Source organism: Thalassolituus sp. UBA6592, assembly GCF_002433655.1.
In the GTDB taxonomy this organism is placed as follows: Bacteria; Pseudomonadota; Gammaproteobacteria; order Pseudomonadales; family Oceanobacteraceae; genus Venatoribacter.
The window spans coordinates 4,313-28,143 of sequence record NZ_DJIO01000133.1; the positions used below are offsets into that span (position 1 = coordinate 4,313).

Sequence of the window (23,831 nt, forward strand, 5' to 3'; positions counted from 1 at the left end):
TCCTTTGGCTGTCCCCGCAGGCTGATGGACAGGGTGAACTGACCGAAGGCATCAGCAAAGCATCTCTGGCCATGTTCCAGATGCTGGAACAACTGCCAATGTAGGAAATCAGTTCCTTTATTGCCATCGTGCTGGTGCTGGTGTTCTTCATCACCTCCTCGGACTCCGGTTCCCTGGTGATCGACTCCATCACCGCCGGCGGCAAGCTGGACGCCCCGGTGCCGCAGCGCATCTTCTGGGCGGTCATGGAAGGCCTGATCGCCGGCGCGCTGCTGTTCGGTGGCGGCAAGCAGGCCCTGGACGCGCTGCAGGCCGGCGCCATCACCACCGGCCTGCCGTTCACCGTGGTGCTGCTGCTGATGTGCATCAGCCTCTACAAAGGGCTGTCCGCGGAACGCAAGATGCTCAAGGCGGCCGCCTGATCGGTCCCCCGAAGAGCATCAAGCAGCAATAGGCTGCACAAAGAAGGGCGCGTGAGAACGCGCCCTTTTTTTGTGTGATGACCCGTCCTGAATCAAAGCGGTAGGAGCGACTTCAGTCGCGATCAACACCGTTGCCTGCTTCATCGCGACTGAAGCGGAGTGCCGCNNCATCGTGCTGGTGCTGGTGTTCTTTATCACCTCATCTGACTCAGGTTCTCTGGTGGTGGATTCCATCACTGCCGGCGGTCTGACTGAAGCACCTGCAGCACAGCGTCTGTTCTGGGCCTGCACTGAAGGTGGCATCGCTATCGCACTGCTGGTCGGTGGTGGTTCTGCGGCGCTGGGCGCCCTGCAGGCCGGTGCGGTATCAACCGGTCTGCCATTCCACCATCGTGCTGTTACTGATGTGTGTGAGCCTGATCAAAGGCCTGAAAAACGAGCAGGACATTCAGCGCCTGACTCAGGTAGGCAAAAGCCGTGAAGCTTAAGCTGAGCGTGTTATAACCAACTAATAAAAAACGGGAGCATGGCTCCCGTTTTTTATTTCTGCTGATGAACATCAGCTGAGCTTTTTAATTGCCCTTTCAGCCTACTTTTTCAGCGGCTTCCGGATTGGCCAGCGGTGGCGGAGTGTTCAGCTCATGCTCAAAGGCTTTCAGGCGCTTATAAATCGACTGCAGCTCGACGATGGTGGTCCAGGAATTCACCAGATACTGGAAGGAGTTTTCCACCTGGTTAAAGGCATTCAGAATCCGCTGCATAATGCCCAGGGTAAAAGCACCGGCAATAATGGCTGGCGCCAGGGCAATCAGGGGTACGAACTGGCCGACATTAAGATAGCCGTAGCGCACCACGTTAAAGTACAGGTAGTTTTTATACAGGCGGAAATAATTTATGCGCACATAACCGAACAGTTCGCTCAGCGTATAAGGCTGAGCTCTGTGTTCGTTATCTTCGCCGTACACCAGCTCTTTACGGTATGCCGCTTCCACTTTCTGATTATTAAATTCCAGCCCCGGCAGTTTAATCCCGGCCAGTGCCAGCAGTCCGGTACCGAAGATAGACCAGATAATCGCCACAAATACCAGCGCCTGCGGCACTTCACCAATTAAAGGTAATTCGGTTACGTAGGACGACAGCCCCCAGAGAATGGGCAGGAAAGCGATCAGGGTCATGATGGAATCCAGAAAGGACACGCCAAGGGTTTCCATAATGGTAGCGAAGCGCATGGTGTCTTCCTGAATACGCTGCGACGCCCCTTCGATATGACGCACCTTATGCCAGTTGGCGGTGTAGTGCTCGTTCATAGCGGTACGCCAGCGGAACACATAATGGCTGACGAAGAAGCGGTTAAATACCGCAACAGCGACTGCCACCATGATAATGATGGCCACAGTACTGAGTTCTGCGTAGTACTCGCCAATGCCAATACTGCCAGGGTCGCCCAGCGCATTCTGAATCAGATCATAAAAGCCGCCGTACCATTCGTTGAGCATGACGCTGACCTGAACCTGAAACCAGGTAATAAAGACGATCAGCGCAGAACCGACCACCGACCATTTCGCCCAGCGGTTATCACGGGCAATGTACAGCCAGACACCACAGAACAGCCCATAAGCCACCAGCATGTATTGATAGAACCAGAAGTCCTGAGCACTGCCCTGAGCCGCGGCGAATGCAGCCTGAGCAGCATCATCGGCACCTTCCGCCAGCGCTTGCGGAAAGCTGAAACCAAACAGTCCGCCAAGGCTCAGGCTGTTGCCCATATCCTGCAGCACGCTGTACCAGCCAATGACGCAGAACAGCGCCCACACAGAAAAACTCAGAAACAACCATTTAGGTTTAGAGAAAAAGGAAGCGAACACGGGATACGTCCATCGGCAGAAGTTAGAGTTAACGGGCTATTAAGAGCACTGAGATTAACTCAGGTTTCATCAGCGGTGAAATATCTGCTTTGTTCAATCAATGTTATTCACCGGCCGGACCGCCAAACAAGCATACTCTGATGTAAACTGTGCATATCCGTTATTTTTCTATGGCCTTAGTGGTATGTGCGAACTTCTTGGCATGAGTGCCAACACCCCAACCGATTTATGTTTCAGTTTTACTGGCCTGACCCAGCGTGGTGGCAATACCGGCCCCCACAAAGATGGCTGGGGCGTGGCATTTTATGAAGGCAAAGGAGTGCGCCTGTTTCACGACCCACAGCCAAGCTTTTCCTCTCCGGTGGCTGAGCTGGTGCAGAGCTATCCGATTAAGAGTAAAACCGCGCTGTGTCATATCCGTCAGGCTAATGTTGGTGAAATCTGCCTCGCCAATACCCACCCGTTTGTGCGTGAGCGCTGGGGCCGGTACTGGGTATTTGCCCACAACGGTCAGATCCCAGACTTCAGTCGCCAGCCGGGTCCCTGCGAGCCTGTGGGTGAAACCGACAGTGAGAACATCTTCTGCGATCTGATGAACCGTATTCATCACACCCTGCCCCGTGACTCTATGCCGCAGCAGCTGGCCGCGGTTCTGGTCGAGCTGGCGGAGGAGTACGCAGCGCAGGGCGTATTTAATTGCCTGCTGAGCAATGGCAACTGGCTGTTTACTTATTGCTCCACCAAAATGGCCAGCATTACCCGCCGTGCACCTTTTGGCCCGGCACAGTTAAAAGACGCTGACGTTACCGTCGATTTTGCATCCCAGACCACGCCCGCCGATGTGGTCAGCATCATTGCCACCGAACCGCTTACGACAGACGAAGCCTGGGACGTGTACCAACCCGGTGAGTGGAAACTGTGGGAAGAAGGGGAAATCGTAGCGCACGGCTACAGACAGCTTTAAACAAGGCTGTTGAAAGAAAGCCTATATAAGAAGACCGGTGGCATTACACCACCGGCGAATCTTTTACATCCATCTCCTGCATCAGCCATTCCTTAAAGGCTTTCATCCCCACAGTCAGTGGTCTGTGCTTACGGTACACCAGATAAAAAGCTTTATGACTGTCGAGGGGAATATCAAAGGGAATCACCAGGCGCCCGGACTCCACTTCCCTTGAGGTCAGAGTGATGTCCGCCAGCGCCACACCGAGATTATCCAGCGCCGCCGCAGTGGCCAGGTGGCCGTTGGATACTGCCAGTGAATTCTTCGGCTTCATAAACCCTGCGCCAGCCAGCTCCAGCCAGTCATCCCATTCGTGCTTGCGGCTGCTGACGTAAATCAGCGTGTGATGTTTCAGATCACCCACCTGCTTCAGCGGGTGCGGTCCACGCATCAGCACCGGGCTGCACACAGGCACCAGCATCAGGCTGCGCAGAAAGTACATCTCAATGTCTTTCCAGTCGCCATTACCGAAATACACCGCCATGTCCGTATTGGAGCGGCTGAAGTCGATCAGACCCAGTGAGGTAGTGATCTGCAGTTCGACATCCGGGTACAGCTCCTGAAATTTACTCATGCGTGGCATCAGCCAGCGAATCAGGAAGTTCGGCGCCACACTGATGTTGACCACATTGGTATCCAGATTGGAGGTCAGGCGCTGGGTTGCCACTTCTATTTCATCCAGCGCATGTTTCACCGCCACCAGATATTGCTCTCCTGCACCAGTGAGTTCTACTTTACGTTTAGAACGGTTAAACAGTGATACACCCAAGTATTCTTCAAGCGTTTTAATCTGGTGACTGACCGCCGAAGCCGTCACTGCAAGCTCGTCCGCAGCGGCTACAAAGCTGGTGAGACGGGCGGATGCCTCAAACATACGCAATGAGTTAAGAGGAGGTAGTCGACGCATGGTGTTTTTTCAACTGATTAGATTTTCTCATCATTCTGCTTAGAAAGCTTCGCTTTTTCAAGCAGGCCATCGCGGCTATTCTGTAATCGTTGAATAAATCAACACAAATCAATACGACGAACGGTTAAACAACCCGAACGATTAAACAACCCTCAGGAGTTACCCAAATGAAAGACGACGTTAAATTGAATGCATTCGGCGAAGTAGACGTAGACTACTACATCGATCTGGCGAAAAAACAACGCGCACAGGTTGTTGCTGAAATGTTTGCAGCTGCCGGTTCTTGGTTCGCTAAACTGCTGCACGTTAAAGCAGACGCTCAAATGGGCAAAGTGGCTCACTAAGAGCTGTTTGTGCCAGGTTGTTCTGGTACAGAGTAAAAGCGGCCAGAGGTGCCGTGCGCTGGGGAAGCAGCAAACCTCCATGTAAGTAATAAGAAATTCGTAACGGGTGAACGCGGCAAAGGACGGGGAATTCAGTACCTGCACCAGCCCTTCCCGTTACCGGAACATCACTCCGCCCTTCTCTGAATACCTTTTTTCATCAAACATCCTCTTTCCGTCTCCCACGACAGACCTGTATGTATGGTCAGAACTGCCCTGCGTATGCTGAAAGAGCAGCTGTTGATAAAAGGCATTGTTTGTTCGGTTTTGCCTAACAAGCTGTTCGGCTGACTATCTGTCTCTAATGCTGCAGTATTGCTTCTTTATTCTATACTTTATAGAACTTCTGACGGCCAATAACGTATGTGGAAACGTTTGAGCAAAGGTGTATTGCCGCCCTTTGCTCTCCGCCGGTGTTCCGTCTGACAACATTTAAGGAGATATCCATGAGCGGTTTTTCTGACATTCCTGTGTGGAATAAAGCAGACGCCCTGACACGCCTGATGAACAATCAGAACCTGCTCGACCGGGTAACCGATCTGTATCTGTCCAGCACCCCATGCCTGCTGGATAAACTTAAACAGTCTGTCACCCAGAATGATCTGAGCGCCGCTCAGTCAGAAGCACATACCCTGAAAGGTGCCAGCGGCAATATTGGTGCAGAGCAGATGATGGCGTTATTCGCTGCCATTGAAGCTGCTGCGAAAGAACAGCATGAAGATGAAATTCAGTCTCTGGTTGAACAGCTCGACAGCATGTACCAGACCCTGGAGCACGAATTGCGTCAATAATAACCAATGGATTGGCAAGACCGTCAACAGGGTTGACGCGCATCATCTTTTAACGGTTTTCTGACCGTAATCTGCAACCTTATTCATTCTATAGTTACCTATCCGTTTCACAGGCCGTCTCACTGACGTCAGCCGCAGACAGAAACACGAGAGGAAACTATGGCGTCCAGCAATACCGCCTACCGTTCAGTCACCGCTCTGGTGGGCGATATTATCCGCCTGAAGGTAGCGGTTCCCGCCGCCGGAGAGATCACTCAGGTCAGACTTAACGACCTCGCCACTGTGCGTCAGGGACAGATCAGTCGTCTGGCGCAGGTGATCGATATCCGCGACGAGCAGGTATCCCTGCAGGTATTCGATGGCTGTAAGGGCTTATCCACAGACGCAGAGGTTTTCTTTCTTGGTCACCCGATGCAAGTGACCTTCTCCGATAATATCCTTGGCCGGATTTTCGACGGCAAAGGTAATCCCAGCGATAACGGCCCCAGTCTGCAGTTTGATCCGAAAACGGAAATTAATGGCCCGACGGTCAATCCCATGCGCCGCGCGCTGGCGTCGCGCATGATCCGCACCAATGTGCCCATGATCGACGTTTTTAATTGTCTGGTAGAAAGCCAGAAAATTCCGATTTTTTCCGTCGCCGGCGAGCCCTTTAATCCCTTTCTGGCGCGAATCGGCAGCCAGGCCGATGCCGATATTATTGTCTTTGCCGGATTGGGGCTGGGTTTTGACGATTTCTATTTTTTCCGCAAAAGCTTTGAAGATTCCGGCACCTTTGCCCGCACCGTGATGTTTGTGAATCAGGCATCGGATTCGGTGGTGGAGCGTCTGTTAGTGCCGGATATGGCACTGACCGTGGCGGAACGCTTTGCCGTGGAAGAAGGCAAACGGGTGCTGGTGTTAATGACAGACATGACTGCCTATGCCGACGCGTTAAAAGAAATCGGCATTGCCAATGACCGTGTTCCGTCCAACCGCGGCTACCTCGGCGACCTGTATTCCCAGCTGGCGCGGCGCTATGAAAAGGCCTGTGATTACGCCCGCGGCGGTTCGGTCACCATTCTTACTGTCACCACCATGCCCGGCAACGATGTCTCGCATCCGGTGCCGGACAACACCGGCTATATCACCGAAGGTCAGTTTTATCTGCATAACGGCGAGATCGACCCGTTCGGTTCGCTGTCACGGTTAAAACAACAGGTGATCGGCAAACAGACCCGCGACGATCACTCGCAGGTGATGAACACTATGATCCGCCTGTATTCCGGTGCGGAAGAAGCGCGGCAGAAGCAGGCCATGGCGTTTGAATTAAGTGACTACGATGAACAGCTGCTGGCCTTTGGTGAACTGTTCCGCACACATTTTATGCAGCTGGATGTCGACCTGCCGCTGGAAAAAGCCCTCGACCTTGGCTGGCAATTAATGGCGCAGTGTTTCTCTGCCGACCAGCTGCTGATGAAAGCCGAACTGATTCAGAAATATTATCCCTCTGCTCAAAACAGGGACGACTACAAAAACGATCAGAAAAATAAACAGGGGCAGACTGCCTGATGGCGCGCCTGCTGTTATCCAAAAGCGAGCTGCTGGCTGAGCGCCGCAGACTGGCAGCCTATCAGCGTTTTCTGCCGTCGCTGCAGATGAAACGGCAACAGCTGATGGCTGCAGTGAATGACAGCCGCCGCCGTCTGCAGCAGGGACATCAGGCTCTGCAGCAGACACAGACATTTGTCGCCAATGAACTGCCGCTGCTGGCTGATACCTCCCTGCAACTGGATGCCCTGCTGACGGATAACGGCACCGACTACCACACCGTTAATATTGCGGGGGTACGTATTCAGCAGGTCGCCCGGGTAAATATTGATCTGCCGCTGCCATCACTGCTGACCCGCCCGGCCTGGGTATTATCGCTGCAACAGAAACTGGCCGATGCCGTAACTCAGTTACGTCATAACGAAGCGGAAGAAAAAGCGTTGCAACGCCTTAACCATGAACTCACCCGCGTAACGCAACGGGTAAATCTGTTTGAAAAAGTGCTGATTCCCGAAGCTCAGGGCAATATCCGTAAAATTCAGATATTCCTCGACGATAAAGCCCGTGAAGCTGTGGTGACCTCCAAGATTGCCAAAAAGAAAAATCTGGAGAAGTCCGCATGAGCATCAGCCGCTTTTATAAAGTCAGCATTGCTGGCGCTCAACACGACGAGGACCGCATTCTCGATCAACTGCAGAACTTTGGCCGCCTGCACATTATCAGCGGCCAGCACGGCAGCAGCGAAGAAAGCGCCGAAGCTGCTTCCAGCCACGACAAGCAGACCCGCGAAGCGCTGCTGTATCTCGGTCAGGCACCGGAGCCAAGCCGGCCACTGAGCCGCTGGCCGGTTCATCACCGCGACAAACCCATGCGCCAGCGGGTGCAGGAACTGGTGGATACCACGCTGCGCAACCGCGATGCATTACGTCAGGTCAGCGACACCATCGATGCCTTAAAAGAGCGGATTAAAGTGCTGCGCCCATGGGGCGATTTCACCTTGCCGCCGGACACCTGTGTGGAGCATTTCCGCCTGTGGTTTTATCTGCTGCCGGTGAATAAACGGGCCGTGCTGGATAATCTTGAACTGCCCTGGCAGATCGCCGGACGCAATGCCCGCCATTATTATCTGATTCTGATCAGCGCAGACGAACCGGATAAAAATCTGCTGCCGGTGGAACGTGAACACCTCGGGTCACTGTCATTACAGACGCTGGAAGAAACGTTGGAAATGCGTGAAGCCGAACGCGAAGATCTGGAATCAGAGCGTCAGCGACTATCGCGTTTCCGCCTGTTGTTGCAGCAACAATTGCAGGCGGCCAATGACCTTGCTATGCGCCAGTTTGTAAAAAGCCAGACCGCGAAACAGGAACAGATATTTACCCTGCAGGGCTGGTTACCGGCGGCTGATATTGCGCCTTTAAAAACTCTGGCGACACAGCAGGGTTTTGCCTTCGTCGCGGAAAACCCTGCCGCCAATGAAAACCCGCCCACCCTGCTGCAACCGGCCAGAGGCTTTGCTCCCGGAGCCATGCTGGCCAGCATTTACCAGTTACCCGGTTACCGCAGCTGGGACCCGTCGGTGCATCTGTATCTGTCGTTCGCGCTGTTTTTTGCCATGATTTTATCCGATGCCGGCTACAGCCTTATTCTGCTCGCTGTGCTGTTTTTACTGCGTAAAAAACTGGCAGCCAATAACGGTGTGCGCGATCTGCTGCTGACTTTATTTACCAGCGCAACGGTATGGGGGGTGATGGCCGGCAGTTATCTCGGCTTTGATATTAACAGCATCGACAAAGCCCCTGCTGTTCTCAAACAGCTGAACGTTATTCACCTCGATCATTACAGTGCCATGATGACCATTTCGGTTGTCGTCGGCATCAGCCATATTGTGCTCGCCCAGCTGAGCCTGTGGTGGAGCAGGCGCCACGAGCTGTCACAGGTTTTCATCCGCTCAGGCTGGCTGGCCATCATTGCCGGTGGCACGGCTTTCTGGCAATCACTGCCACCTGTCGTCAGCACCATTCTGCTCAGTGGCGGCGCGCTGGCTGTTGTCACTGGCAGCACACTGACTGCCATAAAAGCAGATAACGCTGAGCATCCGGGGCATGCTGTCAGCGCAGGCACGCGTCTGTTGTCTGTAGCCAAAGGCGTGATGGCACTGACCGGTGCCAGTGGTTTATTCGGCGATATTTTAAGTTATATGCGGCTGTTTGCACTCGGGCTGGCCAGTGCTTCGCTGGGGCTGACCTTTAACAGTCTGGCCAGTCAGGCGCTGCACGCCTCCCCCGGTATCGGCATCGTTTTTGCCGCGCTGATCTTTTTGCTTGGTCACAGTGTCAATCTGGGACTGGCCATTATGAGCGCCACAGTACACGGCCTGCGTCTGAATTTTATCGAGTTTTATAACTGGGGCGATCCCGGGGAAGGTTACGCCTACAGCCCTTTCCGTTATCAGGCCAGGCTGGCGGCTGAAAGACACGAGCCGTAAGGCTCACATTATGGAGAAAAGAACATGAATGAATGGGTACAGGCTATGGGCTGGAGCGGAATTTTCGCTCCGGTTGCGCTCGGTGCAATCGGCAGCGTTATGGGCTGCGCCATCGCCGGACAGGCCGCCATTGGCACCATGACGCAGACAGATTCCGGTTACGGCCGGGTAATTGGTCTGTCGGTGCTGCCCTCCTCCTTTGTTATTTACGGCATTGTTTTAATGTTCACCCTGCAGCGCAGTGTTGATGAACTGAATGCCGGTGGTTTATTCGGCATAGGTATTCTTGCCGGTCTGGCGCTGATGTTTACCGGTATCTGGCAGGGCCGCAGCTGTGCCTCGGCGATTAATGCTTCGCGCGAAAAACCGGAGATTTTTGCTTTATCGATAGCCCCCGCGGCGATTGTCGAAGGCTTCGGTGTCTTCGTCTTTATTTTTGCTCTGGTACTGTCCGGCAGTCTGCCTTCTGCTGCAGGAGGTGCGCTGTGAGTAAAGATCATCCGGAGGTCATTTCATCCGGTATCGATGCTCTGGTCGCCAGACTGCATGACGACGGGGTAAAAGCCGGACAGGACGAAGCCAACAAGCTGAAAGAAGCAGCCCGGCGCGATGCTGCCCGCATCCGTCAACAGGCAGAAAACGAAGCAGCGGAAATTCTCGAAAATGCCCGTCGCCAGACTGAAACTGAACGCCGTGCCGCAGAAGAAGCTTTGCAGGTAGCGTTCCGCGATATGGTGCTGGATATGAAAAACCAGTTGCTGTTGCGTCTGTCGGATATTTTTAAACAGCGGGTGCAGGACAGCATGGCCGATCAGAAGTTAATAGAGCAGATGATCGTCGAAGCCGTTGGTCGCTTAACCGGCAAACAGATTTCGGCGGAGGCCGGACAAACCCGCGTACTGGTTGCCGAAGAGCTGCTTGATATTGCCGCCATCCGCGATAATCCACAACAAGCCACCAGCGGTCCTCTGGCCAATATCGCCTTTCATCTGCGCGACGAGCTGCTCGCCAGCGGCGTGGAATTAATGCCTGCGCGGTTAAAAAACAGCAACGGGGAAAATGTGCTGCGCATCGAACTGAACGACGGCCAGCTGGCGATGGATATTAACGCCGAAACAGTATCGCAATTATTGATGAGTTACCTGCAGCCAAGATTTCAGGCGATTCTCGAGGGAGTTATCCGCTAGTGAAAGAGCATGATCCGTATCTGACGCTGTTGTGCAGCCTGCCGGGATTTGATGCGTTATTCGCGCATAAAATCGCGCCGCTGTCGCGCCTGCGTCTGGATCAGCATTTGCTGCAGCTCAGCGCAGAGCACCGCACACAACTGCAGGCGGTGGAGCAGATTCTCAGTTTCAGCCGCTGGCCGGCAGACATCAGCAGCGACCTCGCTCAATCCCGCATTCAGTCTCTGCTGACTGCTGTCGGTGATCCGCGGGCGAAGCAGCTGACGGAAGACATGCTCGATCTGTATGCCGTTAATAATGCACTTACCCTGCGTCACAGCCGCGAGGAATACGCCAGTCAGCCACCCCGGTTTATCTGGTGCCACAGCCGTTTCCGTAAACAAATTGAACAACACTGGCAGGATGCAGATTTTGGCCTTGGCCATTATTTCCGCTGGATTACCGAGGTCAGTGAAGCTTTGCAGCAGAACCAGTTACTCGCTGCACAGAAGAAATTTTCGGCCAGTGTGTGGGCGCATCTGCTGCGTCAGCGGCCGGAAGATGAATTCGGTTTCTTCGCAGTGGTGATCTACGTGCTCAAATGGACTTACGCCGATCACTGGAGTCGCGCCGGTAGTGAACAGGCCGGTCAGCGCTTTGCGCAATTAGTAAACAGTTATCAGAAGAATCAGCCGGGTGCTGTCTCTTCGACCTTTCAGCAGGAGTTATCTGCATGACGGAATCCGTCTCTCAACTGCCGGTCAGTGCGCGCATTGTTGCCGTGCAGGATGACCTGGTCACCATCGAGCGGGTGGCGCTGGCTGATGGCAGCAAAAAGCCACTGATGAAAAATGAAGTGGTATACATCCTGCCCAGCCGCAAAACGGCAGACGGTCGGCAGGAATGGTTAAAAACAGAAATTCTGCGGGTAAACGGCGAGCGTGCCGACGCCCAGGTGTATGAAAGCACCGGCGGAGTCGGCGTTGGTGATCCGGTTATTCAGAGTGGTGAAATGCTGTCGGCGGAACTCGGCCCCGGCCTGCTGGGCATGGTCTATGACGGTCTGCAGAATCCACTGGAATCTCTGGCGGTTTCTTACGGTACCTTTTTGCCCCGCGGGGTGGAAATGGCCGCCCTCGATGAAGAAAAGCACTGGCCCTTCAAAGCGCTGATGAAAGAAGGCGACGAAGTTCATGCCGGTGACCGTCTGGGGACCGTTGCGGAATCGCATTTTGAACACGCTGTTATGGCGCCCTTTGATCTGCACGGCAGCTGGACCGTCGACTGGATTATGCAGGGCAGTTTCACCGTGCGCGATGCGGTTGCGCAGTTATCCTGTAACGGCGAAACCCGCCAGATTCAGCTGCGTCAGCGCTGGCCAATCCGCCAGCCGGTGAGCCGTGCACTGGTGCAGCAGCAACGCGCCAGCCGCGAATATCCACAGACACCGCTGACCACCACACTGCGTCTTGTGGATACTTTTTTCCCCATCGCCAAAGGCGGTATGGGCTGTATTCCGGGGCCCTTTGGTGCCGGTAAAACCGTGTTGCAGGGATTGATCGCACGCTATTCGGATGTGGATATTGTGATCGTGGTTGCCTGTGGCGAACGCGCCGGTGAGGTGGTGGAAACCATCAAAGAGTTTCCGGAAATGAGTGACCCGAAAACCGGCGGCACACTGATGGACCGCACCATCATTATCTGTAATACCTCATCCATGCCGGTGGCCGCGCGGGAAACCTCGATTTATATGGGCATGACACTGGCTGAATATTATCAGGCCATGGGCTATGACGTACTGCTGATCGCCGATTCCACATCACGCTGGGCGCAGGCCATGCGCGAGACCTCCGGACGTCTGGAAGAAATTCCCGGCGAAGAAGCGTTTCCGGCTTATCTCGATTCATCGATTAAAAATGTTTACGAACGCGCCGGTGTCATCCAGCGTCAGGATGGCTCAGGTAAAACCGGCACGCTGACCATGATAGGTACCGTGTCACCGGCCGGGGGGAACTTCGAAGAGCCGGTTACCCAGTCAACGCTGAGCACGGTAAAAACATTTCTGGGGCTGTCGTCAGAGCGTGCTTACAAGCGTTTTTATCCGGCGGTAGATCCGTTGATTTCCTGGTCACGTTATTTTCCCCAACTGGCAGACTGGTTCAGTAAAAACCTCGACAGTAATTGGGTAAACCGGGTGAAAGCCTTGCGTGAACTGCTGGAAAAAGGCGAAGAAATTAACCGCATGATGCAGGTCACCGGAGAGGAAGGGGTTACCGCCAGCGACTTTATTGTCAGTCAGAAAGCACAGTTACTGGATATGGTGTATCTGCAACAGGATGCCTTCGACGCCGTTGATGTATCGGTACCGATGGAACGTCAGCAGGCGCTGCTGAAGCTGGTTGAGCAGGTCATTCAACATACGCCGGCCGATCACCCGGCAGAAACGGACGGCGGCAAATCCGCGTTGCGCGATTTTTATACGCGCCTGACCGGTAAATTAAAAAACCTGAATTATGCCGCCTGGCAAAGTGGTGATTACCTGCGTCTGGAACAGGAAGTTATTACCATGCTTGCCGCACCAGCGGATGCTGACGATACTGTCGCCACACAAACGACAGAGGAAGACGCCGGTTGATACCTGCAGAACAGATACTGGCTTTTATCACCGCATCGGTCTTACTGGCACTGGCGCCCGGGCCGGATAATCTGTTTGTGGTCACCCAGTCAGCTTTGTACGGCGCGCGCAAAGGCGTGTTGATTACTCTGGGCTTATGCACCGGGCTGATTTTTCACACCGGGCTGGTCGCCTCTGGTATCGCCGTTATATTTCAGACCTCGCAACTGGCATTTACCCTGCTGAAAACCGCCGGGGCTGCGTATTTGCTGTATCTGGCATGGCAGGCATTACGCAGTTCCGCTGAACCCGGTCAGACAACAGACAGGGGGCACGCTGCTGCACACCAAACCGATGCACCGGCGGCTTTCGCTCTATACCGTCGCGGCATTCTGATGAATATCACCAACCCCAAAGTGTCGTTGTTTTTCCTCGCCCTGCTGCCGCAGTTCACGGTGCCTGCCAATGGCCATCCGGGCTTACAGATGATGATGCTGGGTGGAATTTTTATTCTGGTGTCGCTGGTTCTGTTCTCACTGTTCAGCCTGTTTGCCGCGGCGGTTAAAAACCGCCTGTTTGCCAGCCCGCGTCATTCGTTGTGGCTGCAGCGCATTGCCGGAGGTGTCTTTATTGCCATGGCCCTGCGCCTGCTGATTACTGAACGCTCCTGACATATAGCTGTTAAAGCATGTCAGCGGGATTCAGAAAAATTTAACATTCCGCCAGTAAGCTGCGCCCTCCCAATCGCCCGACATCCGGACGAGACTGCCAGGACCCGCATGCTATGACCTCTGACACCCGCTCCACCTTCAACACGTTGCCACGAACCCTGTGCCTGGCTGTTGCCCTGACCATTGCCCCTCTTACTATTGCCCCATTGGCCATCGCCCCGGCATTTGCTCAGACTGCTATGGCGGCAGATGCGCATAACGATGTTCACAATCAGGAAAGCCACGATCAGCATCAGCACGAACACCAGCCAGAGCACCAACAAGGTAACCAGCACACAGAACAGGCGGATCAGGACTGGCGCCAGGCCATGGAAGCAGGGCAATCCGTCGGCATTGACGGTCATGGACTTAAAATCAGCGATATTTCCCTCACCTACCCGGCCAATGAACAGGGACAACATCTGCCGGATCTGCGGGTTACCCTGACCAATACATCCGATCAGCCCATCGCCAACGCGGAACTGGGCGCGCGTCTGTATATTCCGGGGCGGGCAACGCCGGTGGTCGACAGTGAAGCCAGCGATGCTTTTCACGTACTGTTCCGCAATCAGCCGTTGCAGCCGGGCGACAGCCGCCGGATGCAGATCGATATTGAAATTCCCCACAGTGGTTGGTGGGTTTCGGCGGATATTCTCAACGCCAAACAACGTCAGCTGATTTTAAAAGTGGACAGTGCGGCAGTGGTTGGTGAACAACACCAGCATGGCCACAGTGAAACGACCTTCGCCGGACTGGACGTGCATTCCGGACTGGATACCACGGATTACCGCCGGGCTCCGGCCGATGTTGTGCTACCGTCGGAACAGGCATTACGCCAGGCGTTTACTGCCGGGCAGAATATCGCTCTGAATAACGACAAGCTGCAGATTTCGGATATCCGTTTTAACTGGACGCAGGATGACAGAGGTAATTTCTACCCGGATATCCGCGCGACAGTGCGCAATATCTCAGCCGGAACAGTCTCTCAGGCGCGTCTGCATGCTCAGGTCTATGCAAGCTCAGACGTGCAAAGCGGGAGCGCCTTACCACTGATCGATACTTCGGCGCGGCCTATGTCCATTGGCCCTGTGTATGCGTTTTTCGGCGAGTATGGTCTGGAATCCGGCGATGCGACCCGGGTCAGTCTGGTGATGGTCAATAAAAGCGATCTGCAGCGCTGGCAAAAGGCATTAATGCAAAGCAAAGAACCTCTGCAGCTGGTGTTACAGGCAGACCATTTATCCGGGGGAATGGACCGTAAACTACCGTCGGTATCACAACCCTTTTCACTGTTAGCGGCAGAGTAACAACGCACTGATACACTGAAATAAAACGCAGCTTAAGCACTGGCCGGTTTACGGCTGCGGCTTTTCGCACTGGTTTTGCGGGCTGTTTTGCGGGTTGTCTTGCTGCCTGTCTTTGTTGCGGTTTTAGTGGCTGATCTGGCACCTGATCCTGACGACCGTTTGCGGCGGAACGAAGGTGCCGGGGTATTAATGCCATGGAAGGCCTGAGTATCCAGCTGACTGGTGGTATTCACCAGTCCGTGCAGGGATGTCAGCATGGGCTGCATAAAATCATCATATTTCAGTGCCCGCTCACTGATGTCGTTCAGTTGCCTTTCCCAGTGCGCCGTCATATCCGGCACGCTGGTTTCTTCCGGCAGGGATTTTATAAAGGCTTTGCCGAGATCGGTGGCGCGGATATTTTTACCTTCCCGGTGCAGAAACCGGCGTTTAAATAACAGCTCGATAATGCTCGCCCGGGTGGCTTCGGTACCCAGGCCATCGGTATCTTTCAGCACCTTTTTCAGCTCATTATTTTTGACGAAGCGGTTGATACCCGTCATCGCCGCCAGCAAGGTTGCATCAGTAAAAGGCGCCGGTGGCTGGGTGTGTTTTTCATCAATTTCAGGCTCGCCACTCCACAGAGTCTGGCCCTTGTTTAATACAGGCAGCTTTTTACCGTCATCTGCTTCCCTCTCACCCGCCCCCCCATCATTTCTCGCACTTTTTACCAATGCCTGCTTCCACCCAGGCTGTATAACTTCACGTTCACTGGCGGTAAATACGCCTCCAGCAATGGTCAGCGTCACTTTGCTATCGGCATATATAAAGGGTGGATAAAACTGCAGCAGATACTGGCGGGCAATCATGCCGTACAGTTGTTTTTCGGTGAGACTGAGGCTGCTGAAACCGCTGCCTTTTTCTGTGGGGATTATCGCGTGGTGCGCTTCAACCTTACTGTCGTTCCAGGCTTTACTGCGCAGGGATAAATCCGCCGAGGTAATTACACCGCTCAATTTTTCGTCGTTATTGCCAATGGCATTCACCACCTGCTGACGACGGCTGTAATGATCGTTGGGCAGATAGCGGCAATCAGAACGCGGATAAGTAATCAGCTGATGTTTTTCGTAAAGATTCTGACAGGCATCCAGCACCTGTTTAGCACTTAGGCCAAAAGCTTTACCGGCTTCAATCTGCAGGCTGGAAAGGTTGTACGGCAGCGGTGCATTCTGCTGCTTCTGTTTGCGCTCAACGTCGTCCACCTGGGCGGGCTGCTGGCGGATACGCCCGGCCACGTTTTCTGCCAGTTTGGGATTTAATACCCGACCGTCTTCATCCTGATGGGCGGCACAGGCCTCGCTCGGCTGCCACTTCGCGTAAAACGCCAGCGGGCTTTCAGCAGACAGATGAACAGCCGCTCGCACTTCATAAAACAGACGGCTGATAAAATCGGCGATCTCATTATCGCGGCGCACCACCAGCCCTAATACCGGTGTCTGCACACGTCCCACCGACAACACCGAGGTTAATCCACCCTGCCGGCCCTTAATGGTACAGGCACGGGTTAAATTAATACCGTACAGCCAGTCCGCCCGCGAACGGGCCAGCGCCGACACCGACAGCGGAATAAATTCACTGTTGGCTTTCAGCTGCTGTAACGCCCGGCTGACCGCCTGCGGATTAAGATCGCTGATCAGCAGACGCTGAGTCTGATTACGCTTGGCAGCCGGGACTTTTAAATAGGCGATAACTTCATCGACCAGCAGCTGACCTTCGCGATCCGGGTCACCGGCATGGACCAGCTGATCGGCTTCTTTTACCAATTTGCGCAGTACGCTGAGCTGTTTGCGGGTTTTCGCTTTCGGCTGCAGCTGCCACTCATCAGGAATGATCGGCAGTACATCCAGCCGCCAGGATTTATACGACGGGTTGTACGCCTCAGGCTCTGCCTGTTCCAGCAAATGCCCGATACACCAGCTCACCACATCGCCATTGGCAGCGCGGATAAAGCCGTCACCTTTGCTGTGTGGTTTGGGAAGAACCGCGGCGATAGCACGGCCAAGACTGGGTTTTTCGGCAATAAACAGACGCATGGCAGCTCTGACATATACTGTACAAATTGCCAGTATATGTCAGACATACGGAATTACAACGCGCTTGGATCAGAAAAATCTCTGCACCATGCGACTGACGAAACTGCCCTCGATCGCACGGCGTACAAAAGGAATGTAGTCTTTATCATCTCTCTGGATGTGATTGGTCAGCCAAAGACCAATATCAGAGCGTACTTCCCGTGCCACCCGCACAGGCTCTTCACCTTGCTTGAGTCGTTTGTCATAACTGAGCGCCCGCCGCTTAAACGCTTCGTGCACCTGAGCGTGGGCATCCAGCACCGGATAGCGTCCGCGTTCCATCAGGGTTTCTTCAAAGGCATTGTGGGATATCGAGTAGTCGATCAGGGCGTGAACAACCGCCTGAATCGCCCCCGTATTGTTTTCTTTGATCGCGTGATCCACTTCGACCAGGTAGTCGAAGATGCGCTGATGCTGCTTATCGATCACATCGATACCGGTTTCGTATTCAGAACTCCAGCGGAACTGCTGCGACACCATACCTGCTCTCCTGTTGGTTCAGTCAGATATAAGTATCAGCAGGATGCATTCCATTTCATAAAGACTTTAAAATCAAAGACTTATAAATTTTCATCGGAAGAATTGTGGGATCTGCGACAGGACAGAAAAGTCAGGTTATTAACAAAATTATCTAAAAAAACGGCAGCCTGTACAGCTGGCTGCCAAATCAACACGACAACAGATCAGCCAGCGCTCGCCGAATCCTTTTCAGGCAAGTGCTGGCCATTACAGGCTCGAGTCTTTCTGCTCGATTACTACAGGCTGGCCAGGGTGCGGTCTGACATGATTTCTTCGTACATTTTGGTGATGTCGTTCATTTTCCACAGAATCGACTCTGTGGTGACAGCGATCACCGTCGGAACATAACGTCCGTTCTCTTCCAGACGGAAACCGTTCTGCGAGAAATGCCACTGTGAACTGACTTTCGACAGCGCATCAACGACTTCACTGGTGTTGATATCGGACGCACTTAACTTCTGCAATGATTCGTCGAACAACGCAATCGACTGCTGAAATTCTTTGTGCGCAGTTTCAGTGTCCACGCGCCAATACATAGCTACGTAGGCTTTGGCGATACGCTGCGACAACATGCGCTGGCGACCGGAGATATTCACCAGCTCAGCACTTGGCACATTGGCATACTCAGCGATGGCGACCACCACATCGTTACAGGCTTTCAGCAGATCGCGGTTTTCAGCCATAAAGCCTTCAATGCCCTCACGGGATGGGGTACTGAGCATACGCAGTCGATGCTGATACCAGATATTCTGCACCCGCGTCAGACGACGGGTAATTTCTTTGGTCGGCGCATAATCCACCAGCGCTGCCAGGCGCTCTTCAAAGTGGCCGGCACTGTCATCCAGCTGCTTCTGCGCCTGATCGGTTTTGATATCGGCACCAATCATCAGATAGCTCTTCATCATGCGCTGGGACAGCATGCGCTGACTGCCGGAAATATTGATGGCTTCGGCGTCGTTCATGGCGAACACCAGATTGGTTCCGCCAAACAGGCACACCAGTAACAGGATAAGTGTTGTAAGAACCTTCATAGTCATCTCCTGAGCTCGGGTTCAGGATCACTCAGAGATGCCAGCAGGCTTAACAGGCAGGGATGACACAACAGTAAGACATGACCACGCCGCTCTTCTGAGTGATCGGCGTTGATCATGTAATTCGGGAAAGTCTGCGCCTTTGCAGACTGATGGTTAAAAGGTAGCAAAGCCCCACAAGAGTTCAACGTGTGAGTGAAAAATAAACAACCCGGGTGATGACATAGGTGACAATAACAGGGGTTTTAAACGGCCAGATATAGTAATAACCCTACGATTACAGGGTATAAATACTCTGTATTTACCTTTCAGGCATTCAGAGTGCGTAGTTAATTGACGGTTTGAACACATTAAAGGAACAATCATTCAGTAAAACCCGCTTTTCCGTCTGTACTGTAACCCACCCCCGTAAACACGTTTCTGAGCGTAACCAACACGGACAGAAGGGTCAGCTTCTGTCCATGACCAGCCACATCTCATATCCGCCGCTCGGCGGCAATCCGTTATCAGCATGCGCTTCCCTATGTCCGTTCGTTACTGGCAGAATGCTCATGAACCACAACCGGGCGAGATAACAGGGAGACGTTATGTATTGGCAAGAGGAATACCAGCGCAAGTGCATTTCCGCTGATCAGGCAGTGGAGCAGATTATCGATATCAATAATCTGATTCTGGGCATGAGTATGGCCATGCCACCGGCGCTGATTCAGGCACTGGCAAGAGGCTTCCGCGATGACAGGCTACCGCCCTTTAATATCTATTATATGCACGGCAGCGAAGCCTTCGGTGAGCACTTACTGACGGAAGAGCTGAGCGGCAGATTTACCCCCCGCTGCCTGTTTCTCAGTGGCCATGATCGTAAAGCCATCAATGCTCTCAGCAATAAACGCTGGGTGGAATTTGTCCCGGCCGCCTTTCACCATGTGGGTCGCCTGCTGACCGAACAGATTGAACCGGACTGCTTTATGGTGACGGTGTCACCCATGGACCGTCACGGTTATTTCAGCCTCGGCACCAACGCCGATTACGGCGCCTCTGTGATCCGCAAGGCCAAGCGTGTGATTGTTGAAGTCAATAAACACATGCCGCGCACCTTTGGTGAATGTTCTGTGCATATTTCTGAAATCGATGCACTGATCGAACACGACGCCCCCTTAGGAGAATTAGCCGAGGCAGAAGCCTCCGAAACCGACTGGGCCATTGCCCGTCAGGTAGCGGAATATATAGAGGATGGTGACACCCTGCAGATGGGGGTTGGTGGTGTACCGGCGGCAGTGCTGAAGCTGCTGGAAAATCACAACAACCTCGGCCTGCACTCCGAACTCTTCTGCCCTTCCATGGTCAGCCTGATCGCCAAAGGGGTAATCAACGGCCGTAAAAAACGTCTGATGCAGCATAAACATGTCTACACACTGGCGCTGGGGGATAAGGCTATGTACGACTTTATGGACGATAACCCCTCCATCGTCGGTTATCCCGCGTCCTGGGTAAATAACCCCAGCGTGATCCGCGAAAACAGTCAGATGGTGTCAGTAAATTCGGCCATTGAGGTTGATATTACCGGACAGATCAACGCTGAAACCATTAAGGGGACGCCGTTCTCCGGCACCGGCGGTCAGCTCGATTTTGTCCGCGGCGCCTTTGCCGCCCGCGGTGGCCGCTCTTTCATCGCACTGCATTCCACCGCCAAAAAAGGAAGCCTCAGCCGTATTGTGCCCAGTCTGACCGGCACGGTGACCGATACCCGTATGGATGCGCATTACGTGGTCACAGAATTCGGCTGCGTAAATCTGAAGGGCTTATCTCTGAGCCAGCGGGCGAAAGCCCTGATCGGTATTGCTCACCCGCATTTCCGTGAGGAACTGCAGACTCAGGCGCGAACCATGGGGCTGATCAGCTGAAACGCAGATTCCAGCAGTAAAGCCTTGAGAGCAATAAAAAAGCCGCGGCGTTTTTTACACCGCGGCTTTTATTTTTGCCGTCCGCGTTACTTATCCTGCTTTACCCGGCAGCACGCAGACGCGATCACCGTAGTAATTGTCAGCGTAGTTACAGACCGGACCAGCGTTTGCCGGCTGAACAGCCGGGCGGGTATTGCCGGAGCGGATTATTTTGCCTGCGATAGCTTTAACTGTTTTCATATCTGCTCTCCTGCTCTGTTTAAAATCAGACTGGGACTAGTGCCATCAACTGCCGCCATAAGACGACCTTCTGTCACCAGCCAATCTGCAGCAGCCGGGGTGGCTGCTTTGTTTCAGATCACAGAGTCAGAATAGAATGACGTCATTAATTAATAAAATTAATTAAATAAAACCGACTGATTGCTATTTGCTATCTATCAAATATTACACCAAGTATTAAGCGCGTTTACGCTGACGCAACAACACCAGTACTGGGGTTAACAGCAGCAGCCACAGGCTGAAACTACCAGAGCCACTTCCACCGCCAGAGAAGACGTCTGGCGTGTCATCCTGATTGCTGTCATCCACCGTTCCATCTGAAGAATCATCACCACTGTCTTCTTCACCATCCGTGCTGCCATCATCTTCCAGGCCACGGGCAAGCAGCTCCTGATAAGCCGCATGACCATCTATCAGACCCGCACCGGTGACGTCATCCCAGCCTGCGGCTGCGCGCGCACCAATAATATCGGTCGCCGTAGAGGTCATGATATCAGCCAGCACAGCTGGTGTGACTGCATCGCTTCCGGCTTCCAGCAACAGCGCAGCGATCGCTGCTGCGTTAGGTGCCGCTGCCGATGTTCCGAAGAAATTCGGAAAGCCATCTGGCTCAGAAAACGCATTCCCCAGATCAACATCACTGCCAAAGAACGTGGTGTTGTTGCCATCGACAGCCGCTAAAGCCGGAGCCTGATAAGTCTCTTTAACGAAGTTACCGTTGTCGTCAAACTGGCGCTCCAGTGCCTCACCACCACGGGCGGTAAAATTCTCAGGATCCGTTTCCGCTGTCGGCGAGAAGCCCGGATCAAAGGATTCCGTATCAAACCAGGGCACAGCAGCAACAGCCATGACCCCTGGCGCATTGGTGTGGCCATACATGGTACTGGCGTTAAACGGGTACTCGAAGGTAATAGCAGACGATGAGCGATAAAAGGACAGGCGGAAAACCAAAGGCTCAGAGCCGGACTGAGGGATAGTGGTTACCGGCGCGTTGAAAGTGACATTATCGTCGCTGTTGTATTGATCAACGACCAGATACAGCGTCTGAGATGACCCGGTGTTATTCGTGTATTGAATGATTTCGACCGGTGGCGCGCTGCCTGAAGAACCATCCTGAGCCTCAGCAGATAGTGTAACGACAGTACTGTCAGACAGAGCGCTTTCGCTGTTCAGAAGAAACAGATCGAGATCAACATCGGCCTCTGCCGCCGGCTGATTCCAGTGCAGTACCGCCGATAATTGTTCGCCGTTGGGAATGGTGACAGCCATGTACCGATCATTCGTGCTCCAGGCATGGGCATCATCCAGAGAAGCCCCGGAACTACGGACAGATGGGCTGACATCGGTATAGGTTGCACTGATCGCTGCATCGCCCTCGTTACCCGCCGCTGAAAAATACGGTACACCACTGGCGACACAATCTCTTGCCGCCTGCGCGACGATATCATTCTGATACAGCAGCTGGGCGAAGAATATAATATCGTCTACCACCACGGTGGCACCGGCACCGCCGGACGACTCAGGTGCACACAGATCATCGATGGCATTGGCAAACGCCAGCTGTGAACCACCGACAGAAGAAAAGGCGATCTCAGCACCCGGGGCAATATCATGCACCAGCTCTGCCATCGCAGCACCTTCATCAGTGCCCTGAGAACAGCCACCCAGGTTATCTGAGCGCAGATCAATTTCATCCGGCAGGTCACCGGAATCCTGATTAATTGCGTTTCTCAGAATACCGGACTGACACAAAGCGGGCGTCGTGCCACTGTCGCGAACGGACGGTGTGTTGGCAAACGAATCAGAGAGGATCCCGACTTTCTCACCCGCACCGGTCAGGCCCGCCGGTAATGACGACAGCAGTTGTGCGTTCATGGCCACAGCAGCCCGGGACGTTACACTACCGGCACGTTTCACCGCACCGTACTCCGCGTTAACCCGTGTTACCTGAGGCAACGCCGCTACTGCAGCCGCCTGTTCAGAACTGCTCAGGCGCACAGAAGCCCGCTGGTACTTATCAGAGATCAGCAGCACTTTCACGCCGAGCGCGGTCAGTGCCTGTTCCAGCCCGGTGGTGCTGTTCAGCACCAGATCAGCCATCACACTTTCCTCTGTCGCACCGGCACTGCGGGTTCTGAGGGCAGAATTGTCCAGCTGTTCAAGCAGGTGACTGCTGACAGCGACTTTGCCTTTCGCGCTTTCCGTCGAATAATCGCGGGCGTTCGCTGTCTGGGCAGCGGGCGTCAGCAGCGCAGTCATCAGACCACTGGCCAACAGACTTCTGAAGCTTTTCATATTGTTTCCTTATTTAGGTCTCCGCTCAGCGCGGACCACCCGCAGAGGGTTGTTGAATCCGGCTGACAAAGGGCAGATCTGCGACATAGCATAGCCCATCCAGTGATGACGCTTTGACAATAACCTGCTGATACTTAACCGAAAAAATACTTAATGTCAGATCATCATGAACAAATGAAGAACGATCGTCTTCGGTCATGCCCTGAGTCAGAATTTCCAGCGTGACGCCTTCACTCAGAAGATTCTCATTAGCGGCGACGTCCAACAGCTTCTTGCTCAGCTTACTGGACTCACAATGTGCCACTGCGCCATCACCATGTTTACTGACCACTGGCGCCGGTGCGCTGGCACAGCCGCTGATCACTATCGCACCGGCCAATAAAGACGCTGGCCGGGCCGCTGACTTCAACAGATTGCACAGGGGTAACAAAGCTGAGCGAAAACACCCTTTGATGTTCATATCCATTCCTTAATATCGCGTTATTGAGCACTGTATTGAAAAAGTATGA

21 protein-coding genes and 2 pseudogenes are annotated in these 23,831 nt (G+C 53.6%); 15 read left to right on the forward strand and 8 right to left on the reverse strand.

All coding sequences use genetic code 11. The features are described from left to right. Positions 1 to 422: pseudogene (locus B2Z72_RS12630) on the forward strand (BCCT family transporter); the annotation flags it as partial. A 169-nt stretch (positions 423 to 591) separates the two neighbouring features. Further along, positions 592 to 910 (forward strand): annotated as a pseudogene (locus tag B2Z72_RS12635) (BCCT family transporter); the annotation flags it as partial. Between the two features lie 96 nt (positions 911 to 1,006). On the opposite strand, the gene sbmA reads toward B2Z72_RS12635, so the two are convergent. Continuing rightward, positions 1,007 to 2,287: a peptide antibiotic transporter SbmA gene (sbmA, locus tag B2Z72_RS12640; RefSeq protein WP_296980561.1), complete on the reverse strand. Its 1,281-nt coding sequence runs from the start codon at positions 2,285 to 2,287 to the stop codon at positions 1,007 to 1,009. Between the two features lie 184 nt (positions 2,288 to 2,471). Between sbmA and B2Z72_RS12645 the strand changes: the two genes are divergently transcribed. Then, the gene (locus tag B2Z72_RS12645) at positions 2,472 to 3,251 is read left to right on the forward strand and encodes a class II glutamine amidotransferase (RefSeq protein ID WP_296980560.1); all 780 of its coding nucleotides are present in this window, start codon (positions 2,472 to 2,474) and stop codon (positions 3,249 to 3,251) included. Between the two features lie 43 nt (positions 3,252 to 3,294). Here B2Z72_RS12645 and gcvA read toward each other — a convergent pair whose 3' ends face one another. Continuing rightward, on the reverse strand, positions 3,295 to 4,197 hold the full coding sequence (gene gcvA, locus B2Z72_RS12650; protein WP_296980558.1) for a transcriptional regulator GcvA: 903 nt from the start codon (positions 4,195 to 4,197) through the stop codon (positions 3,295 to 3,297). Positions 4,198 to 4,364: 167 nt separating this feature from the next. Between gcvA and B2Z72_RS12655 the strand changes: the two genes are divergently transcribed. The 11 genes from B2Z72_RS12655 to B2Z72_RS12705 all read left to right on the forward strand — a co-directional run bounded on the left by B2Z72_RS12655 (position 4,365) and on the right by B2Z72_RS12705 (position 15,186). Next, positions 4,365 to 4,541 carry an RSP_7527 family protein gene (locus B2Z72_RS12655; RefSeq protein WP_296980556.1) on the forward strand — a complete coding sequence of 59 codons (177 nt, stop codon included), beginning with the start codon at positions 4,365 to 4,367 and terminating at the stop codon, positions 4,539 to 4,541. Positions 4,542 to 5,026: 485 nt separating this feature from the next. Next, entirely contained in the window at positions 5,027 to 5,371 is a 345-nt protein-coding gene (locus tag B2Z72_RS12660) for an Hpt domain-containing protein (RefSeq protein ID WP_296980553.1), read from the forward strand. 159 nt (positions 5,372 to 5,530) lie between these two features. Next, the gene (locus B2Z72_RS12665) at positions 5,531 to 6,922 is read left to right on the forward strand and encodes a V-type ATP synthase subunit B (protein WP_297004985.1); all 1,392 of its coding nucleotides are present in this window, start codon (positions 5,531 to 5,533) and stop codon (positions 6,920 to 6,922) included. Beyond that, a complete protein-coding gene (locus B2Z72_RS12670; protein ID WP_296980550.1) occupies positions 6,922 to 7,524 on the forward strand; it encodes a V-type ATP synthase subunit D in 603 nt (200 codons plus the stop codon). The genes B2Z72_RS12665 and B2Z72_RS12670 overlap by 1 nt, the downstream gene beginning before the upstream one ends. Continuing rightward, positions 7,521 to 9,389, forward strand: a complete 1,869-nt coding sequence (locus B2Z72_RS12675; protein ID WP_297004986.1) for a V-type ATP synthase subunit I — start codon at positions 7,521 to 7,523, stop codon at positions 9,387 to 9,389. The genes B2Z72_RS12670 and B2Z72_RS12675 overlap by 4 nt, the downstream gene beginning before the upstream one ends. A gap of 24 nt (positions 9,390 to 9,413) precedes the next feature. Beyond that, complete coding sequence (locus B2Z72_RS12680; protein ID WP_296980545.1) at positions 9,414 to 9,878, forward strand: ATP synthase subunit C; 465 nt, start codon at positions 9,414 to 9,416, stop codon at positions 9,876 to 9,878. Then, entirely contained in the window at positions 9,875 to 10,576 is a 702-nt protein-coding gene (locus tag B2Z72_RS12685) for a hypothetical protein (protein WP_296980544.1), read from the forward strand. Before B2Z72_RS12680 ends, B2Z72_RS12685 begins: the two co-directional genes overlap by 4 nt. Continuing rightward, a complete protein-coding gene (locus B2Z72_RS12690; RefSeq protein ID WP_296980541.1) occupies positions 10,576 to 11,292 on the forward strand; it encodes a hypothetical protein in 717 nt (238 codons plus the stop codon). The genes B2Z72_RS12685 and B2Z72_RS12690 overlap by 1 nt, the downstream gene beginning before the upstream one ends. Then, a complete protein-coding gene (locus tag B2Z72_RS12695; protein ID WP_296980538.1) occupies positions 11,289 to 13,190 on the forward strand; it encodes a V-type ATP synthase subunit A in 1,902 nt (633 codons plus the stop codon). The genes B2Z72_RS12690 and B2Z72_RS12695 overlap by 4 nt, the downstream gene beginning before the upstream one ends. Next, the gene (locus B2Z72_RS12700) at positions 13,187 to 13,840 is read left to right on the forward strand and encodes a LysE family translocator (RefSeq protein WP_296980536.1); all 654 of its coding nucleotides are present in this window, start codon (positions 13,187 to 13,189) and stop codon (positions 13,838 to 13,840) included. Before B2Z72_RS12695 ends, B2Z72_RS12700 begins: the two co-directional genes overlap by 4 nt. A 113-nt stretch (positions 13,841 to 13,953) precedes the next feature. Beyond that, entirely contained in the window at positions 13,954 to 15,186 is a 1,233-nt protein-coding gene (locus tag B2Z72_RS12705; RefSeq protein ID WP_296980533.1) for a hypothetical protein, read from the forward strand. 32 nt (positions 15,187 to 15,218) lie between these two features. On the opposite strand, the gene B2Z72_RS12710 is transcribed toward B2Z72_RS12705, so the two are convergent. From B2Z72_RS12710 to B2Z72_RS12720, 3 genes are all read right to left on the reverse strand, one after another. Beyond that, positions 15,219 to 17,258 carry a DNA topoisomerase III gene (locus B2Z72_RS12710; RefSeq protein ID WP_296980531.1) on the reverse strand — a complete coding sequence of 680 codons (2,040 nt, stop codon included), beginning with the start codon at positions 17,256 to 17,258 and terminating at the stop codon, positions 15,219 to 15,221. Positions 17,259 to 17,327: 69 nt separating this feature from the next. Beyond that, a complete protein-coding gene (locus B2Z72_RS12715) occupies positions 17,328 to 17,777 on the reverse strand; it encodes a bacteriohemerythrin (RefSeq protein ID WP_296980528.1) in 450 nt (149 codons plus the stop codon). 275 nt (positions 17,778 to 18,052) lie between these two features. Continuing rightward, the gene (locus tag B2Z72_RS12720) at positions 18,053 to 18,847 is read right to left on the reverse strand and encodes a type IV pili methyl-accepting chemotaxis transducer N-terminal domain-containing protein (protein ID WP_296980526.1); all 795 of its coding nucleotides are present in this window, start codon (positions 18,845 to 18,847) and stop codon (positions 18,053 to 18,055) included. 587 nt (positions 18,848 to 19,434) lie between these two features. Here B2Z72_RS12720 and B2Z72_RS12725 point away from each other — a divergent pair. Then, the gene (locus tag B2Z72_RS12725) at positions 19,435 to 20,748 is read left to right on the forward strand and encodes an acetyl-CoA hydrolase/transferase family protein (RefSeq protein WP_296980524.1); all 1,314 of its coding nucleotides are present in this window, start codon (positions 19,435 to 19,437) and stop codon (positions 20,746 to 20,748) included. A 90-nt stretch (positions 20,749 to 20,838) separates the two neighbouring features. On the opposite strand, the gene B2Z72_RS12730 is transcribed toward B2Z72_RS12725, so the two are convergent. The 3 genes from B2Z72_RS12730 to B2Z72_RS12740 form a co-directional block, all read right to left on the reverse strand. Further along, entirely contained in the window at positions 20,839 to 20,988 is a 150-nt protein-coding gene (locus B2Z72_RS12730; protein ID WP_296980520.1) for a hypothetical protein, read from the reverse strand. A gap of 216 nt (positions 20,989 to 21,204) precedes the next feature. Beyond that, complete coding sequence (locus tag B2Z72_RS12735) at positions 21,205 to 23,322, reverse strand: S8 family serine peptidase (protein WP_296980519.1); 2,118 nt, start codon at positions 23,320 to 23,322, stop codon at positions 21,205 to 21,207. 25 nt (positions 23,323 to 23,347) lie between these two features. Beyond that, entirely contained in the window at positions 23,348 to 23,782 is a 435-nt protein-coding gene (locus tag B2Z72_RS12740) for a hypothetical protein (RefSeq protein WP_296980516.1), read from the reverse strand. Positions 23,783 to 23,831 lie beyond the last annotated feature (49 nt).